The organism is Citrobacter sp. CK194, from assembly GCF_030333395.1.
Taxonomy (GTDB): domain Bacteria; phylum Pseudomonadota; class Gammaproteobacteria; order Enterobacterales; family Enterobacteriaceae; genus Citrobacter_B; species Citrobacter_B koseri.
In genome coordinates, this window is record NZ_JAOWGA010000017.1 from 569,270 (window position 1) to 587,260 (window position 17,991).

Here is a 17,991-nt window from a genome sequence, read left to right on the forward strand (position 1 = left end):
TGATGAACCCATACTAGAAAAGTAAGACCAAATTCTAAGGAGTATCACTTACCCTCTTTCAGTACTAGTCAATCCATTCAATCATATCTTCGTTAAGCACATAATCAAATCCTTCTGGTTCTCTTCCAACCATCATCATATTCATGTAATGTAGTAGCTCATCAATGGTTTTCTTTCTACTCGCATGTAATGACCATGCAATACCATTTGATTCTACTTTGAATACTGTATTACCATCTTCTTGTACTCTGTATGCACGTTCATTAAGCGACTTTGTATTTTCCAATAAACTGTTCACGGTTGAGGCCAGATTCGACAATCGCTTGTTTGGTAGCATAGCTGACGTTACCAACTACCGGAATTATGTATTCTGTACTATTGTACACACACTTGATACGTTGATTTGGTGCAGTGCTAACAAGAGCGGAAGAACCTCTGCCCTTAACCTGCCCTGCCCTCATGAGAGTTATTTCAGGCGGGATACCTTTCTCTGCCAGAGTTTCAATCACGTCTCTGATTAATTTCCGTTTTTCTTCTACTGCTGCATCCTTTTCTAAATTTTTTTGCTCTTTAGCTTTCATAAACTTTACCCCACAAATAATTGAGAATTTAAAAAACTGTTAATTTAAATGATATATTCTATATCTTCATAATCCACTTTGACCTTTTTATACTTACCTTTTCTCGGCCTTGCAAACCTTAAAACGTGCTATAAAGTCTTTACGTGATAATCCAGTGGCTTCCAATGCTGAGGCTATGACCTTCGGAACCCGACCATTTAACGCAATGCTATACGTAACACCTTCATACTCAACATTCACCCGTTCATATTGTCCAGTATTAGGCCAGAATGAAGACCCACGAATTTCACTATAACCGACTACACCTAACATAGTATTGGCAGTCTCAAACAAATTTAGATAACTCTGTTCTATACTATCCAGTTGTTCTACTGCTTTCTGAAATAGCGGATTACTAATAAAGTCAGAAGAGTTTTTGCCTTCGATACCCATTTCATCATCAGTAGAATACTCTACAGTAAAAGCCCAATAAGGTTTTCTGTTCACTCCACCAAACACTAACCATTCGTCTTTATGATAATACTTTATCTTTATAGTTATACATCCATCTGTTTTGTCAACCACAACACTTTCAATAATAGAACTGATAATCTTTCTTATCTTATTCCTGTCAGTATCTTCCATGTTTGTAAACACAGCCCATTGAATAAGTACCAGAAACTCAGTTACATCTACACCGAAAGATCCTTTTCCTTTCAATGAATGTAAGCGTTCTTTCAACTTATCAACTTCTAGGATAGTGTTTTTACGTTCCATATCAAACGCATTCAGTTGAACCGCTAACGCACTAACATCTGGAGCAATAGCTATTGCTTGAGCCGTGTTTGCTATGCGAGATTCAAGATCACTTATCAATGTTTCTTTTCTACTAATGTCTACTTCTATCGCAGTAGTATCAATACCATCCTTGTGACTCTTGTCCATGTAAGCGATCAGTAGTGAAATCATTGTACAATGTTCAACTAATTGAGCTGATATAGACCAGCCAGAACAGTTTTTCTGTAAGTGAACCCCATTCGTACAGATGTAGCGAGCACTACCATGATTCATGAAGGAATGCATCGTTCCTCCACACTTGCTACACCGCAACACCTGTAGCCCTGACAGCAACTTGATTTCTTCTACTTTGTCTTTCTTACCCTTGTAGTTGTTTTGCTGCTTACGTTCAGCCAGGGTTAAAAACTCTGCTTCATCTTTACATAGCCACGGATAGTAGTTATCAAGTTTGTAAGTAGCACCAGCGACATTGATAGTCCTTTCCCCAATCAACGCACGATTATCACGCATTTTCTTTAATACCTGATAATCCCACTCCTTCCCCTTCAAACCATTTGGATATTTCTGATCAAGGTATCTCTTTACTGTGTATATACCATCCCCTGCCAAAAACATGTCTATAGCTTCACGAGCAATACTCCAGTAAACAGGATGTTCTTTGACAGCTTCATATTGCGAACCAGAATCATCTATCCAAAAAGGATGGCGACCAACTGATTTAATGTTTACTGGCAGCCCTTTTTTGTGACGTTCGACCAAAGCAACAACATTGCCTACTGTCCTGTTAGACTTCGTCTCTGACTCTTCATTGCCTCGGATGAACATCAGAATAGAAATCATCAGATCAGTAGGGTTTTGTCTGATGGATTCCCTGTTATAGACCTTCCGATCCATTCCTGTGACAATCGTTAGCCCTAAACCTATCAACTCAAGGAATAAACGAAGTGCTTCATCTACCTGATCGCGTGATAGACGGTCGAGGTTTTCGCAGTAAAGCCAAGAGTCAGACGGTATAGCATTATTTTTTACGGCGTCTATAAAGTCGCCCAACTTACCCGCCCTATTTTTTCCACGAAAAGCACTTACTCCAGGCTCAATAATTTCAACCATTTCAAGGCCAGCCTCATCAGCATAGGCTTTTGCCGCCGCCACCTGCCTATTTCTGGTTGTCCCTTTCTCTTGGCGATCACTTGACCACCTGATGTAGCTATAAAGTTGCGGCATCTATATAATCCCCGGCATTGTGAGCAAATAATTGTACAAAAAAATGTCTAAGATTGGTTTTATATCATTAGGATGCCCGAAAAACCTGGTTGATTCGGAGCGAATCCTGACTGAACTGCGTACCGAAGGCTATGACGTCGTACCGAGCTACGACGACGCCGACATGGTGATCGTCAATACCTGTGGCTTTATCGACAGCGCCGTACAGGAGTCTCTGGAAGCGATTGGTGAAGCGCTGACTGAAAATGGCAAGGTGATCGTCACCGGCTGCCTGGGCGCGAAAGTCGATCAGATCCGTGAAGTGCACCCTAAAGTGCTGGAAATCACCGGGCCGCATAGCTATGAGCAGGTTCTGGAACACGTTCACCATTACGTACCAAAACCAAAGCACAACCCGTTCCTGAGCCTGGTGCCGGAACAGGGCGTTAAGCTGACCCCGCGTCACTACGCCTACCTGAAGATTTCTGAAGGCTGCAACCATCGCTGCACCTTCTGCATTATTCCGTCCATGCGCGGCGATCTGGTCAGCCGTCCGATTGGCGAAGTGTTAAGCGAGGCCAAACGTCTGGTCGATGCGGGCGTGAAAGAGATCCTCGTCATCTCCCAGGATACCTCCGCTTACGGCGTGGATGTGAAGCACCGCACCGGTTTCCACAACGGCGAGCCGGTAAAAACGAGCATGGTCGACCTTTGCGAGCAGTTGTCAAAACTGGGCATCTGGACGCGCCTGCACTACGTCTACCCTTATCCACACGTTGATGACGTGATCCCGCTGATGGCGGAAGGCAAAATCCTGCCGTATCTGGATATCCCCCTGCAACATGCCAGCCCGCGCATTCTCAAACTGATGAAGCGTCCGGGCGCTGTCGATCGCCAACTGGCGCGCATCAAACAGTGGCGTGAGATTTGCCCGGAACTGACCCTGCGTTCGACCTTTATCGTCGGTTTCCCTGGCGAGACGGAAGACGATTTCCAGATGCTGCTCGACTTCCTCAAAGAGGCGCGCCTGGATCGCGTCGGCTGCTTCAAGTACAGCCCGATCGAAGGCGCTGGCGCGAACGCGCTGCCGGATCAGGTGCCGGAAGAGGTGAAAGAAGAGCGCTGGAACCGCTTTATGCAGCTGCAACAGCAGATCTCCGCAGAACGTCTGCAAGAGAAAGTGGGTCGCGAAATCCTGGTCATTATCGACGAGGTTGACAAAGAAGGCGCGATTGGCCGCAGCATGGCCGACGCACCGGAAATCGACGGCGCGGTCTACCTCAACGGTGAAACCAACGTTAAACCCGGCGACGTTATCCGCGTAAAAGTTGATAACGCCGACGAATATGACCTGTGGGGCAGCCGCGTTTAATTCGCCCAAATTATCGTAAAACCCGTAGGCGGATAAGGCATTTATGCCGCAATTCGGAGCAATGCCTGATGGCGACGCTGAAGCGTCTTATCAGGCCTACATGCTTATCAGGCCTACGGTTCCACATTCACCCCTTAATCTTCGGGTCCAGCGCGTCGCGCAGCCCGTCGCCCAGCAGGTTAAACGCCAGCACCGTCAGGAAAATCGCCACCGCCGGAAAAATCGCCACATGCGGCGCGATGACCATATCCGCCCGCGCTTCATTGAGCATCGCCCCCCACTCCGGCGTTGGCGGCTGCGCGCCTAACCCCAGAAACGACAGGCTTGCCGCAGAAATAATCGACGTCCCGATGCGCATAGTGAAAAAGACCACGATCGACGAGACCGTGCCGGGCAAAATATGGTTGAACAAAATCGTCGCATCGCTGGCGCCAATACTGCGCGCCGACTCAATAAACGTCTGCTGTTTCAGCACTAATGTGTTTCCGCGCACCAGACGGGCAAACGCGGGGATAGAAAAGATAGCGACGGCGATAATCACATTCGCAATACCGCTACCGAGCACCGCCACGACCGCAATCGCTAACAGAATGCCCGGAAACGCGAACAGTACATCGCAAATACGCATAATCAGCCGGTCCCACCAGCCTTCGTAATAGCCCGCGACCAGCCCAAGCACCGTGCCGAGCGCCGCGCCGATAAAGACGGCGAAAACGCCTGCCGCCAGCGAAATTTGCGCCCCGACCAGGACGCGGCTGAAAATATCCCGCCCCAGCGAGTCCACGCCAAACCAGTGCGCCGCCGAAGGACCGTCATTCAGGCGATCGTAATCAAAGTAATTTTCCGCATCGAAAGGCGTTAGCCAGCGGGCGAATATCGCCACCAGGATCAGCAACAGCACAAATATCCCTGCGATCATCGCCACATGCTGACGGCGAAAACGCCGCCAGAATTCATGCCACGGCGTACGCACCCGGTCGGGTTTGACCAGCGGCATGGCATCTAAAACCGCCTGACGGCGCCAGTTAAATAATCGCATCCTTACTTGTACCTGATAGCCGGGTTAATGGCGGCATAGAGCACATCCACCACTAAATTGATAAGAATAAACTCCAGGGAAAACAGCAGCACTTCAGCCTGAATCACCGGGTAGTCGCGCATTTCCACTGAATCAACCAGCAACCGCCCCAGTCCGGGCCAGTTAAAGACCTTCTCGACGACAATCGAACCGCCGAGCAGAAAGCCAAACTGCAACCCCATCATGGTCACAACCGGGATCATGGCGTTACGCAGACCGTGTTTCAGCACCACCCAGGTTTCGCTGACCCCTTTCGCGCGCGCGGTGCGCATATAGTCTTCACTGAGGACATCCACAAACGACGCTCGGGTAAAGCGCGCCATCACGGCCGCAACGGCGGCGCCAAGCGTGATGGAGGGAAGAATATAGTGCTGCCAGCTATCTGCGCCCACGGTCGGCAACCACCCCAGCTCAACGGAGAATATCTGCATCAGCAGCATCCCCAGCGCGAACGCCGGGAACGAAATCCCGGTTACCGCCAGCGTCATGCTGAGTCTGTCCGGCCAGCGATTACGCCAGACGGCGGCGATAATTCCGGCGGTCATCCCGAACAGTACCGCCCATACCATACTGGTGATGGTCAACCACAGCGTCGGCATAAAGCGGCTGGCAATCTCTGCCGATACCGGACGCCGAGACACCATCGACGTGCCGAAATCACCCTGCAACACGTTAGTCATGTAATGCCAGAACTGGACATGCAACGGCCGATCGAGACCAAGCTGCTGGCGCACCAGTTCAATCACCTGCGCGTCAGCCTCCGGCCCGGCAATCAGCCGCGCCGGATCGCCAGGCAACAGATGAACAAATAAAAACACCAGCACCGCCACAATAAACAGAGTCGGAATCAACCCCAGCAGGCGCTTAAGCACATAATTAAGCATCAGGCTCCCTTTACAAACCTTTTGCCGGATGGCGACGTAAATCCCTTATCCGACCTGCAACGAACTGCATCTGCAAGCCGGATAAAACCATCGGGCGCGCGTTGCTTACTGCAAATCCGCGTCATCAAAACTGAAGCCAGTGTCCGGCATGATCCAGAAACCCGTCAAATTTTTACTGTGGGCTGAGACCAGTTTCTCCACCACCAGCGGAATCCAGGGGGACTCTTTCCAGAGGGTGTCCTGCGCCTCTTTATACAGGCGCGCTTTCTCCTGCGGATCGTTGGTTTTCAGCGCTGCCGCTAAGTCGTCATCAACCTGCTTGTTGCTGTAGAACGCAGTATTGAACAGCGTTGGCGGCCAGTTTTGCGAGGCAAACAGCGGTGACAACGCCCAGTCCGCCTCCCCCGTGGAAGCCGACCAGCCGGTGTAGAACATCCTCACACCACTCTCTTTCTGCCCCTTGCCTTCCACTTCTGCCGCACGCTGCCCGGCGTCCATCGCCGTTACCTGCGCCTTAATACCGACCTGCGCCAGCTGCTGTTGCGTAAATTGCAGCACTTTCTGCGCGGTGCTGTGGTTATGAGACGACCACAGCGTGGTGCTAAACCCATTCGGATAGCCCGCCTCTTTCAGCAGTTCGCGCGCTTTCGCCGGATCGTAAGGCCACGGCGCGTAGCTCTGCGCATACGCAATGGCTGGCGGCACCACGCCCGTGGCAGGCGTCGCATAACCGGCAAAGGCCACTTTGACCAGCGCCTGACGGTTGATGGCGTAGTTCAGCGCTTCCCGCACCTTCGGATTATCGAACGGTTTTTGCGTCACGTTCATGCTGATGTAACGCTGCATGATCGACGGGCTGGCAACCAACTGTAGATTTTTGTTTTTCTCCAGAATTGTCGCCTGCTCGTATGGGATCGGGAACGCAAATTGCGCTTCCCCGGTTTGCAGCATTGCCGCGCGGGTGTTGTTGTCCGTTACCGGACGCCAGGTGATCGTATCCAGTTTAGGTAAACCTTTCTGCCAGTAATCCGCAAATTTCTTCACTTTCACGAAATCAGTCTGGTTCCAGGTATCCAGCTGATACGGCCCGGTGCCGACCGGATGGAAGCCAATGTCCTTACCGTATTTTTCCAGCGCGGCCGGAGAGATCATCGCCGTCGCCGGGTGCGCCAGAATATTGATAAACGCCGAGAACGGTTGTTTCAGCGTAATTTTTACCGTAGTCGGATCGACCGCTTCGGTTTTATCGATGTTTTTATACAGGTTGTAGCGTTTGAGATGGTTTTCTGGATCGCTCGCGCGATCGAGGTTGGCCTTCACCGCCGCCGCGTTAAAGTCGGTGCCGTCCTGGAATTTTACCCCCTGGCGCAGCTTCAGGGTGTAGATCAGGCCATCGTCGGAAACGGTGTAGCTTTCAGCCAGCACATTTTTTAGCTTCATGTCTTTATCAAGACCAAACAGCCCCTGATAAAACGACTTCGCCACCGCCTGCGATAAAGTGTCGTTCGCATCGTACGGATCGAGCGTGGTGAAATTAGAGCCTACCGCTACCACCACATCTTTAGCAGCAAACGCCGGAGATGCCGCCAGTGCAGAAGCGACGCCCAGCGCAACCAGCCAATTACGGGTTACAAATGTTGTCATATTATTCTCCTGAACCCTGCCTGTTTTATGAGATGTTATAAACGCGATAACGCATTTTCTGCCTGCGGGCGCGCGACATAATGCCCCGGCCCGACTAACTGCAATGGAGCGGGCGCGATCTCCTCCCCACGTTTACGGATGTTGCTGGGGATATCGTCCGACAGCAGCACACGCTGCGGCCTGTGCCGGGAAGGATCGGCCACCGGTACTGCCGCCATTAATTTACGGGTATAGGGATGCTGCGGATTTTCAAACACCGCCCGGCGGGGGCCGATTTCCACAATCTGCCCCAGATACATCACCGCCACGCGATGGCTGATGCGCTCCACCACCGCCATATCGTGTGAAATAAACAGATACGCGATGCCCATTTCCCGCTGCAAATCGAGCAACAGATTAATGATCTGCCCGCGAATCGAGACATCCAGCGCGGAAACTGACTCATCGGCGATAATCACTTTTGGATTCAGCGCCAGCGCGCGGGCGATGCAGATACGCTGACGCTGGCCGCCAGAAAACTCATGCGGATAGCGCCACGCATGTTCCGGGCGCAATCCTACACGCTCAAGCAACCACGCCACCCGCGACGCGGCCGCCTCGCCTTCCAGCAAACCATGCACCCGCAATGGTTCCATTATGGAGTAACCCACCGTCTGGCGCGGGTCGAGCGAAGCGTAAGGGTCCTGAAAAATAAACTGAATATCTCGCCGTAGCGGCTGTAACTTACCGGCAGGAAGCGTGTCGATCCGCCGCCCGTTGAAGGTAATTTCGCCAGCCTGCGACTCCACCAGCCGCAGCAGCGCCCGCCCGGTGGTCGATTTACCGCAGCCGGATTCCCCCACCAGCGAGAGCGTTTCGCCAGGCCAGAGATCAAAGCTGACGTTTTCCACCGCATGCACTTCACGGGTCACGCGGTTAAGAATGCCGCTGCGCAGCGGGAAACGCGTCACCAGGTTGCGCACTTGCAGGATCGGATCGCCTGCCACCACCGTGTTCTGCTCGGTTTGCGGCTCCACACGATCGGGATCGTTCAGTGAAATCAGCGGAAAGCGGCGCGGCAGATCGTGTCCGCTCATCTCACCTAACTGCGGCACGGCGGCCAGCAGCGCTTTGGTATAAGGGTGCTGCGGCGCGTGGAAAATTTGCTCAACGCTGCCGGTCTCCACCGCTTCGCCCTGATACATCACCAGGACGCGATCGGCAATATCGGCCACCACGCCCATGTCATGGGTGATAAAAATCACCCCCATCGACATATCCTGTTGCAGCACTTTGATCAGTTGCAGGATCTGCGCCTGAATCGTGACGTCCAGCGCGGTGGTCGGTTCATCGGCAATCAGCACCGCCGGGCGGCACGACAACGCCATCGCGATCATCACCCGCTGGCGCATCCCGCCGGAAAGCTGATGCGGGTAACGCGATAAGATGGCCTGCGACTCAGGAATGCGCACCTGGTCAAGCATCCGTTTCGCTTCCGCCATTGCCTCTTCGCGGCTCGCCCCCTGATGCAGACGAATGGACTCGGCAATCTGCTCGCCCACGGTAAATACCGGGTTAAGCGAGGTCATCGGCTCCTGAAAGATCATGGCGATATCCGCGCCGCGCACGCGCTGCATCTGCGCATCGCTTTGCTCTCCCAGTTCAATGACCTGGCGATTACGCCGCCGAAGCAGCATCTGATCGCAGTGAACGTCGCCGCCCGCCTGCTCGATCAGGCGCATCAACGATAACGCCGTAACGGATTTCCCCGATCCCGATTCGCCGACAATCGCCAGCGTTTCGCCTCGCTGAAGCCGAAACGACACATTGCGCACCGCGCTGACGCGTTGCTGCTCCTGCTCGAACGCAATGTTCAAATTTTTGACCGCCAGTACGTCGCTGGCGTCTAATTCGTGACTGTGTGGCACCTGTTGCTCCTCACTCCCGGTAGATCCCCGTCGTTGGCGTATCTCCGGCATATCCCCAGGCGCGATACATGCCTTCGCTGTTAAAAGGTAGGGCGACGTTGCCTTCGTGATCGACGGCAATCAGCCCACCGCTGCCGCCCAGCGCAGGCAATTTCTCCATGACCACACGCTCGCAGGCTTCCGCCAGGCTGAGTCCGCCGTAGTCCATCAGCGCGGCGATATCGTAGGCCGCCAATGCGCGGATAAACACCTCGCCCGTTCCGGTACAGGAAACCGCCGCGCTGGCATTGTTGGCGTAACACCCAGCCCCGACCAGCGGGCTGTCGCCTACGCGACCAGGCAGTTTATTCGTCATGCCGCCCGTCGACGTGGCCGCCGCCAGATTACCAAACCGATCCCGCGCCACCGCGCCCACGGTGCCCATTTTGGTGGTTTCATCCAACGGCGCGCCGCTATGGTCGAGCACCGTTTCTCCGACGTCACGCGCCGCCAGCAGTTGCGCATAGCGCTCAGGCGTGGAGAAAAGATCGGCAGAAACGCGCTCCATCCCCCGGGAAGCCGCAAACGCTTCCGCCCCGTCCCCCACCATCAGCACATGCGGGCTTTGCTCCATCACCAGCCTGGCGGCCAGCACCGGGTTGCGTAAATGGCGAACGCCAGCGACAGCGCCTGCGTTAAGCGTATTGCCGTCCATGACGCAGGCATCCAGCTCGTGGGTGGCGTCGCGCGTGTAAACCGCGCCGATCCCGGCATTAAATAATGGGCACTCTTCCAGCAAACGCACCGCTTCCGTCACCACATCCAGCGCACTTTCGCCCGCCTCCAGCATTTTCTGTCCTGTTTCGACGATGTCCGACAGCGCCTGAATATAGCGCTGTTCCTGCTCCTGGCTCATCTGTGCGCGCGTAATTGCGCCTGCGCCGCCGTGAATAGCAATGACTGCTTTGCCCATTATTTGTCGTCCGTTAGCGGTGGCACACAACTTTCCCTATAAATATCAGAATTGTTGTGAGTTATTGATTCGATTTTTGAATATAGAAAGATGCAGGCGGCATGTAAAGGTAAAGGGCCAGCCCCTAAGTCTGAGGTGGCATACAGCCTGCCCGCATTTTCTGACATAATAGACGGATTCGATTTTGCCTCGCAGGAGTGTTTTCATGGAATTTACCGCCGGACTGATGCCGCTTGAAACGGCGCTCACCCAGATGTTGTCGCGCATTACGCCACTCACGGCATTCGAAACCCTGCCGCTGGTTCACTGTTTTGGCCGCATCCTGGCAAACGATGTGGTCTCCCCGCTGGACGTTCCGGGATTCGATAACGCCGCAATGGACGGTTACGCGGTGCGTTTGGCGGATCTGACCGCTGGTCAACCGCTGCCGGTGGCGGGGAAAGCCTTTGCCGGGCAACCTTTCCAGGGGGAATGGCCTGCTGGCGCCTGTATCCGCATTATGACCGGCGCGCCGGTGCCTGCGGGGTGTGAGGCGGTGGTCATGCAGGAACAGACGGAGCAAACCGACGAGGGCATCCGTTTTACCGCTGACGTTCGTAACGGACAAAACATCCGCCGCCGTGGGGAAGACATCACCCATGACGCCGTGGTTTTCCCGGCGGGGACTCGCCTGACCACCGCAGAACTGCCGGTACTGGCTTCGCTGGGCATCGCCGAAGCGCAGGTCGTGCGCAAAGTGCGCGTGGCGCTGTTCTCCACCGGCGATGAACTGCAATTGCCGGGTCAGCCGCTGGGCGACGGACAAATTTATGACACCAACCGCTTAACCGTACACTTGATGCTTGAACAGTTAGGCTGCGAGGTGATCAATCTCGGGATCATTCGCGATAACCCGCAGCAGCTACGCGCCGCCTTTATCGAAGCCGACAGCCAGGCCGATGTGGTTATCAGCTCTGGCGGCGTTTCAGTGGGCGAGGCGGATTACACCAAAACGATCCTCGAAGAGCTGGGGGAAATCGCGTTCTGGAAACTGGCGATTAAACCGGGCAAACCGTTCGCCTTCGGTAAACTGAGCAACAGCTGGTTCTGCGGTCTGCCGGGCAACCCGGTCTCTGCGGCGCTGACGTTCTATCAGCTCGTGCAGCCGTTGCTGGCGAAACTTAGCGGCAATATCGCCAGCGGTCTGCCAGCGCGTCAGCGCGTGCGTACCGCTTCACGGCTGAAGAAAACGCCGGGTCGTCTTGATTTTCAGCGCGGCATTCTGCAACGCACGGCTGACGGCGAACTGGAAGTCACCACCACGGGACACCAGGGTTCGCATATTTTCAGCTCCTTTAGCATGGGTAACTGTTTTATTGTGCTGGAACGCGATCGCGGTAACGTTGACGCGGGCGAATGGGTGGAAGTCGAGCCGTTTAACGCGCTATTTGGAGGCCTGTAATGGCGGAACTCAGCGACCAGGAGATGATGCGCTACAACCGGCAAATCATTCTGCGAGGGTTCGATTTTGAAGGACAGGAAGCGCTAAAGGATGCGCGGGTGCTGGTCGTTGGCCTGGGTGGACTCGGGTGTGCGGCAACGCAGTACCTCGCGGGCGCGGGCGTTGGGCAGCTCACGCTGCTCGATTTTGACACCGTTTCAGTGTCGAACCTGCAACGCCAGACGCTGCACAGCGATGCCACCGTCGGGCAGCCGAAGGTGGATTCGGCGCGAGAGGCGCTGGCGCGCATCAACCCTTATATCACCCTTACACCGATCAACGCCCTGCTGGACGAACCGGCGCTGAATGCGCTTATCGCCGGGCACGATCTGGTGTTGGACTGTACTGACAATGTTGCCATCCGTAATCAGCTTAATGCCGGATGTTTCGCCGCCAAAGTGCCGCTGGTTTCCGGCGCCGCCATCCGTATGGAAGGACAGATCACCGTCTTTACCTGGCAGGAAGGCGAACCCTGCTACCGCTGTCTGAGCCGTCTGTTTGGCGAGAACGCCCTCACCTGCGTGGAAGCGGGCGTCATGGCGCCGCTGATAGGGGTGATCGGTTCATTGCAGGCGATGGAAGCCATCAAATTGCTGGCGCATTACGGTCAACCCGCATCCGGCAAAATTGTGATGTACGACGCGATGACCTGTCAGTTCCGCGAAATGAAATTAATGCGCAATCCGGGTTGCGAGGTGTGCGGAGCACAGGTGCCGGCCTGATAAGACGCAAACGCGTCGCCATCAGGCATTTACGGGTGCCGGATGGCGGCTGACGCCTTATCCGGCCTACGATGGTTTGTAGGCCCGGCAAGCGCAGCGCCCCGGGCATGTTGCCGGATGGCGTCTACGCGTCGCTCAAAGTGACGTTCGTCCGAACGCGCCCTGCCAGTCGTGCTCAAACTTCGCTACTGCGGCATCGACAGCCGGGTAACTGATAAGCTGCTGCGCGACATCCAGCGGCAGGGTGATGGATTCACACCCGGCCAACAGGCAGTCCAGCGCCTGACGCGGCGTTTTAAAACTGGCCGCCAGCACTTTGGCGTGCGGGGCGTGCATTTTCAGTAGCTGCTGCAAATCATTAACCGTCTGAATACCGTTCCCGCCCTGTGCGTCCACGCGGTTAACGTAAGGCGCCACGTAGTCGGCACCCGCCAGCGCGGATAACAACCCCTGCGCCGCGCCGTAAACCGCCGTCCCCAGCGTCGGAATACCTTCCGCTTTCAACAATTTAATCGCTGCCAGTCCTTCGGCTGTAACCGGCACTTTTACCACGATATCAGGAATAATCGCCCGCAGTTTACGCGCATCGCTGACCATTCCTTGCGCCGTGCTCGCCATTACCTGAGCGAATAAACGCCCCTGCCCGCCCATCGCGTCGTGCAATTCCGGGAGTAACACCTCCAACGGTTTTTTACCTGCCGCCACGATACTGGGATTCGTCGTCACTCCTGCCAGCGGGAATATACGCGCCAGCGATTTCACGGCCTCAACGTCAGACGTATCCAGATAGAGTTCCATAACCATTCCTCAAACTGTGAGATTTTGCATAGTTTAAGACTATCACGACAAAACCTCTCTGAGAGTTGACCTGCGTCAACATAACTTTCATTCGAAAGTTATTTAATCTTTATACGAAAGAAAGAGAGGCCGTTTATGATTTTCAATATTCAGCGCTATTCTACCCATGATGGCCCCGGCATTCGCACCGTTGTCTTCCTGAAAGGCTGCTCGCTGGGCTGCCGCTGGTGCCAGAACCCGGAAAGCCGCGCACGCGCCAGAGATCTCTTATACGATGCGCGCCTGTGCCTTGACGGGTGCACGCTGTGCGCGCAAGCCGCGCCAGAGGTGATCGAACGCGCGCTGAACGGCCTGCTTATTCATCGCGAAAAACTGACCGATGCGCATATGGACGCCCTCACCCACTGCTGCCCCACTCAGGCGTTAACCGTCTGCGGCGAAACAAAGCGCGTGGAAGAGATCATGGACACCGTACTGCGCGACAAGCCGTTTTACGATCGCAGCGGCGGCGGTATAACGCTCTCCGGCGGCGAGCCCTTTATGCAGCCGGAACTGGCCGCCGCGTTGTTCAAAGCCAGCCATGATGCGGGTATCCATACCGCAGTCGAAACCTGTCTGCACGTACCGTGGAAATATATCGAACCGTCCCTGCCGAATGTCGATCTGTTCCTCGCCGATTTAAAACACGTTGCTGAGGCGCCGTTTAAGCAGTGGACCGATGGCAGCGCTTCTCGCGTACTGGAAAACCTGAAAAAGCTCGCTGCCGCCGGTAAAAAAATGATCATCCGCGTGCCGCTCATTCAGGGTTTTAACGCCGATGAAGAGGCGATCAAAGCCATTACCGATTTTGCCGCCGACGAACTGCACGTCGGTGAGATCCATTTTCTGCCCTATCACACGCTGGGCATCAATAAATACCACTTACTCAGTCAGCCCTACTATGCCCCGGACAAACCACTTGATGCGCCCGCGTTGCTTGATTTTGCGCAGCAGTACGCCAGCAGCAAAGGTTTAACCACGACTTTACGAGGATAATCCCATGACCACACTGAAACTGGATACGCTCAGCGACCGCATCAAAGCGCATAAAACCGCGCTGGTGCACATTGTGAAGCCGCCCGTATGTACGGAGCGCGCGCAGCACTACACCGAGATGTATCAGCAACATCTGGATAAGCCGATTCCGGTTCGTCGCGCGCTGGCGCTGGCGCACCATCTGGCGGAACGCACTATCTGGATCAAACATGACGAACTGATTATCGGCAACCAGGCAAGCGAAGTGCGCGCCGCGCCGATCTTCCCGGAATACACCGTCTCGTGGATTGAAAAAGAGATCGACGATCTGGCCGATCGCCCTGGCGCCGGTTTTGCGGTCAGCGAAGAGAACAAACGCGTTTTACACGCCGTGTGCCCGTGGTGGCGTGGTCAGACGGTACAGGACCGCTGCTACGGCATGTTTACCGATGAGCAAAAAGGTCTGCTGGAAACCGGCATCATTAAAGCCGAGGGCAACATGACCTCCGGCGACGCGCATCTGGCGGTAAACTTCCCGCTGCTGCTGGAAAAAGGTCTTGATGGTCTGCGTGACAAGGTGGCAGAACGCCGCTCGCGCATTAACCTGACCGTACTGGAAGACCTGCACGGCGAGCAGTTCCTGAAAGCGATTGATATCGTACTGGAGGCGGTCAGCCTGCACATCAAACGTTTTGCCGACCTGGCGCGTCAGATGGCGGCGACAGAAAGCCGTGAAAGCCGCCGTGACGAACTGCTGGCGATGGCGGAGAACTGCGATCTCATCGCCCATCAGCCGCCGCAGACGTTCTGGCAGGCGCTGCAACTGTGCTATTTCATCCAGCTGATTTTGCAAATCGAGTCTAACGGCCACTCCGTCTCGTTTGGACGTATGGACCAGTATCTCTGGTCGTATTACCGTCGTGATGTGGAGCAAAACCAGACGCTGGATCGCGAACACGCGATTGAACTGCTGCACAGCTGCTGGCTGAAGCTGCTGGAAGTGAACAAGATCCGCTCCGGCTCTCACTCCAAAGCCTCAGCGGGCAGCCCGCTGTATCAGAACGTCACCATTGGCGGTCAGAGTCTGGTCAACGGTCAGCCGGTGGATGCGGTCAATCCGCTCTCTTACGCCATTCTGGAGTCCTGCGGCCGCCTGCGTTCCACCCAGCCGAACCTCAGCGTGCGCTATCACGCCGGAATGAGCAACGACTTCCTCGATGCCTGCGTGCAGGTTATTCGCTGCGGCTTTGGGATGCCCGCGTTCAACAACGACGAAATCGTTATCCCGGAATTTATTAAACTCGGTATCGACCCACAAGACGCTTACGACTACGCGGCCATCGGCTGTATCGAAACCGCCGTGGGTGGCAAATGGGGCTACCGCTGCACCGGCATGAGCTTCATTAACTTTGCCCGCGTGATGCTGGCAGCGCTGGAAGGCGGTCGCGACGCCACCAGCGGTAAAGTCTTCCTGCCGCAGGAAAAGGCGCTCTCCGCCGGTAACTTCACCAGCTTCGATGAAGTGATGGACGCCTGGGATACGCAGATTCGCTACTACACGCGCAAATCGATCGAAATCGAGTACGTGGTTGACACCATGCTGGAAGAGAACGTCCATGACATTCTCTGCTCGGCGCTGGTGGATGATTGCATCGAACGCGCGAAGAGCATCAAGCAAGGCGGCGCGAAATATGACTGGGTTTCCGGTTTGCAGGTCGGTATCGCTAACCTCGGCAACAGCCTGGCGGCGGTGAAAAAACTGGTCTTTGAACAGGGGGCTATCGGCCAACAGCAGCTTGCCGCCGCACTGGCCGATGACTTTGAAGGCCTCACTCATGAACAGTTACGCCAGCGACTGATCAACGGCGCGCCAAAATACGGTAACGACGATGACACCGTCGATACCCTGCTGGCCCGCGCTTATCAGACCTATATCGACGAGCTGAAGCAGTATCACAACCCGCGTTACGGTCGCGGCCCGACGGGCGGCAACTATTACGCCGGAACCTCGTCCATCTCTGCAAACGTACCGTTTGGCGCGGCAACGATGGCGACGCCGGATGGCCGTAAAGCGCATACCCCGCTGGCGGAAGGGGCAAGCCCGGCTTCCGGTACTGACCATCTCGGTCCAACGGCGGTTATTGGCTCCGTCGGCAAACTGCCTACCGGCTCAATTCTCGGCGGCGTGTTGCTCAACCAGAAGCTGAACCCGGCGACGCTGGAGAACGAATCCGACAAGCAGAAGCTGATGGTACTGCTGCGCACTTTCTTCGAAGTGCATAAAGGCTGGCATATTCAGTACAACATCGTGTCGCGCGAAACGCTGCTGGACGCGAAAAAGCACCCGGATCAGTATCGCGATCTGGTGGTCAGGGTGGCCGGTTATTCCGCCTTCTTTACCGCGCTGTCGCCGGATGCGCAGGACGATATCATCGCCCGTACTGAGCATATGTTGTAAAAATACGCCCGGTGGCGCTTCGCTTACCCGGCCTACATATTCCCCCGTAGGCCGGATAAGGCGAAGCCGCCACCCGGCTTTCTGACTTTCATTCGAAATTAAATTTGTGCTCCCCGTCACCTTGTTATTAGAATGTTTCTGGTCGCAGTTTTGAGCCAGGAGCAATGTATGACCGTTAAAGTTATCGTCACTGATATGGACGGAACTTTTCTCGACGACGCCAAAAAGTACGATCACGCACGATTTATGGCGCAGTATCAGGAACTAAAAAAACGCGGCATCGAATTTGTCGTCGCCAGCGGCAATCAGTATTACCAACTTATTTCCTTTTTCCCCGAGCTGAAAGACGAAATTTCCTTCGTCGCGGAAAATGGCGCGCTGGTTTATGAGCATGGCAAGCAGCTGTTTCATGGCGAACTGACCCGGCATGAATCCCGTATTGTGATTGGCGAGCTGTTAAAAGATAAGCAGCTTAATTTTGTCGCCTGCGGCCTGAAAAGCGCTTATGTCAGCGAACATGCGCCGGAATCTTTTGTGGCGCTGATGTCGAAGCACTACCACCGCCTGCAACCTGTGAAGGATTACCAGGACATTGACGATGTTCTGTTTAAGTTTTCACTGAACCTGCCAGACCAGCAGATCCCCTTCGTGGTTGATGCGCTGCATACGTCGCTGGACGGCATTATGAAACCCGTGACCAGCGGCTTCGGCTTCATCGACTTAATCATACCGGGATTACACAAAGCGAACGGCATCAGCCGTCTGTTGAAACGCTGGGATCTTTCGCCGCAAAATGTGGTGGCGATTGGCGACAGCGACAACGATGCGGAAATGCTGAAAATGGCGCGGTATGCTTTCGCGATGGCGAACGCCGCAGACAACATCAAAGCCCTCAGCCGTTATCATACCGATGATAACAACCATCAGGGAGCGTTAAACGTGATTCAGGCCGTACTGGATAACGCCCCGCCTTTTAACATCTGATTCCAGATACCGGAGCGCTGCTCCGGTTTCCTCCTGCTTTTCCATTCTGCGTACCGCATCAAGTTTTTAAACTTGCATTAACTTATTTATAACTTATATTGTCATTTGTAATTAATTTAAGTTTCGAATGAAAGTCA

General features: G+C 54.5%; 14 protein-coding genes. 6 read left to right on the forward strand and 8 right to left on the reverse strand.

Annotated elements, in window-relative coordinates; all coding sequences use genetic code 11:
- Positions 1-263: 263 nt before the first annotated feature.
- Together OGX80_RS11090 and OGX80_RS11095 are read right to left on the reverse strand one after the other, a co-directional pair.
- Positions 264-581 carry a hypothetical protein gene (locus tag OGX80_RS11090; protein ID WP_153258270.1) on the reverse strand — a complete coding sequence of 106 codons (318 nt, stop codon included), beginning with the start codon at positions 579-581 and terminating at the stop codon, positions 264-266.
- Between the two features lie 93 nt (positions 582-674).
- Positions 675-2,582: a recombinase family protein gene (locus OGX80_RS11095; protein ID WP_153258269.1), complete on the reverse strand. Its 1,908-nt coding sequence runs from the start codon at positions 2,580-2,582 to the stop codon at positions 675-677.
- A 43-nt stretch (positions 2,583-2,625) separates the two neighbouring features.
- Between OGX80_RS11095 and rimO the strand changes: the two genes are divergently transcribed.
- Complete coding sequence (rimO, locus tag OGX80_RS11100; RefSeq protein ID WP_275375860.1) at positions 2,626-3,933, forward strand: 30S ribosomal protein S12 methylthiotransferase RimO; 1,308 nt, start codon at positions 2,626-2,628, stop codon at positions 3,931-3,933.
- A gap of 127 nt (positions 3,934-4,060) precedes the next feature.
- Here rimO and gsiD read toward each other — a convergent pair whose 3' ends face one another.
- The 5 genes from gsiD to iaaA all read right to left on the reverse strand — a co-directional run bounded on the left by gsiD (position 4,061) and on the right by iaaA (position 10,398).
- The gene (gene gsiD, locus OGX80_RS11105; RefSeq protein ID WP_012133126.1) at positions 4,061-4,972 is read right to left on the reverse strand and encodes a glutathione ABC transporter permease GsiD; all 912 of its coding nucleotides are present in this window, start codon (positions 4,970-4,972) and stop codon (positions 4,061-4,063) included.
- Between the two features lie 2 nt (positions 4,973-4,974).
- On the reverse strand, positions 4,975-5,895 hold the full coding sequence (gsiC, locus tag OGX80_RS11110) for a glutathione ABC transporter permease GsiC (protein WP_049010826.1): 921 nt from the start codon (positions 5,893-5,895) through the stop codon (positions 4,975-4,977).
- A gap of 105 nt (positions 5,896-6,000) precedes the next feature.
- Positions 6,001-7,539 carry a glutathione ABC transporter substrate-binding protein GsiB gene (gene gsiB / locus OGX80_RS11115; RefSeq protein ID WP_047457921.1) on the reverse strand — a complete coding sequence of 513 codons (1,539 nt, stop codon included), beginning with the start codon at positions 7,537-7,539 and terminating at the stop codon, positions 6,001-6,003.
- Between the two features lie 35 nt (positions 7,540-7,574).
- Positions 7,575-9,446 carry a glutathione ABC transporter ATP-binding protein GsiA gene (gsiA, locus tag OGX80_RS11120; protein WP_115181800.1) on the reverse strand — a complete coding sequence of 624 codons (1,872 nt, stop codon included), beginning with the start codon at positions 9,444-9,446 and terminating at the stop codon, positions 7,575-7,577.
- Between the two features lie 10 nt (positions 9,447-9,456).
- Entirely contained in the window at positions 9,457-10,398 is a 942-nt protein-coding gene (iaaA, locus tag OGX80_RS11125; protein ID WP_115181801.1) for a beta-aspartyl-peptidase, read from the reverse strand.
- 205 nt (positions 10,399-10,603) lie between these two features.
- Here iaaA and moeA point away from each other — a divergent pair, with 205 nt between their 5' ends.
- Both moeA and moeB read left to right on the forward strand, forming a co-directional pair.
- Positions 10,604-11,839, forward strand: coding sequence for a molybdopterin molybdotransferase MoeA (gene moeA / locus OGX80_RS11130; RefSeq protein WP_012133131.1), 1,236 nt, complete (start codon positions 10,604-10,606; stop codon positions 11,837-11,839).
- Positions 11,839-12,600, forward strand: coding sequence for a molybdopterin-synthase adenylyltransferase MoeB (gene moeB / locus OGX80_RS11135; RefSeq protein WP_049009968.1), 762 nt, complete (start codon positions 11,839-11,841; stop codon positions 12,598-12,600). The genes moeA and moeB overlap by 1 nt, the downstream gene beginning before the upstream one ends.
- 135 nt (positions 12,601-12,735) lie before the next feature.
- Here moeB and fsa read toward each other — a convergent pair whose 3' ends face one another.
- A complete protein-coding gene (gene fsa / locus OGX80_RS11140; RefSeq protein ID WP_024130504.1) occupies positions 12,736-13,398 on the reverse strand; it encodes a fructose-6-phosphate aldolase in 663 nt (220 codons plus the stop codon).
- A 135-nt stretch (positions 13,399-13,533) separates the two neighbouring features.
- On the opposite strand from fsa, the gene OGX80_RS11145 reads away from it, so the two are divergent.
- The 3 genes from OGX80_RS11145 (at position 13,534) to OGX80_RS11155 (ending at position 17,854) form a co-directional block, all read left to right on the forward strand.
- On the forward strand, positions 13,534-14,433 hold the full coding sequence (locus tag OGX80_RS11145) for a glycyl-radical enzyme activating protein (RefSeq protein WP_115181802.1): 900 nt from the start codon (positions 13,534-13,536) through the stop codon (positions 14,431-14,433).
- Between the two features lie 4 nt (positions 14,434-14,437).
- Positions 14,438-16,870: a glycyl radical protein gene (locus tag OGX80_RS11150; protein ID WP_115181803.1), complete on the forward strand. Its 2,433-nt coding sequence runs from the start codon at positions 14,438-14,440 to the stop codon at positions 16,868-16,870.
- Between the two features lie 168 nt (positions 16,871-17,038).
- Positions 17,039-17,854, forward strand: coding sequence for a Cof-type HAD-IIB family hydrolase (locus OGX80_RS11155; protein WP_047457934.1), 816 nt, complete (start codon positions 17,039-17,041; stop codon positions 17,852-17,854).
- Positions 17,855-17,991: the final 137 nt, after the last annotated feature.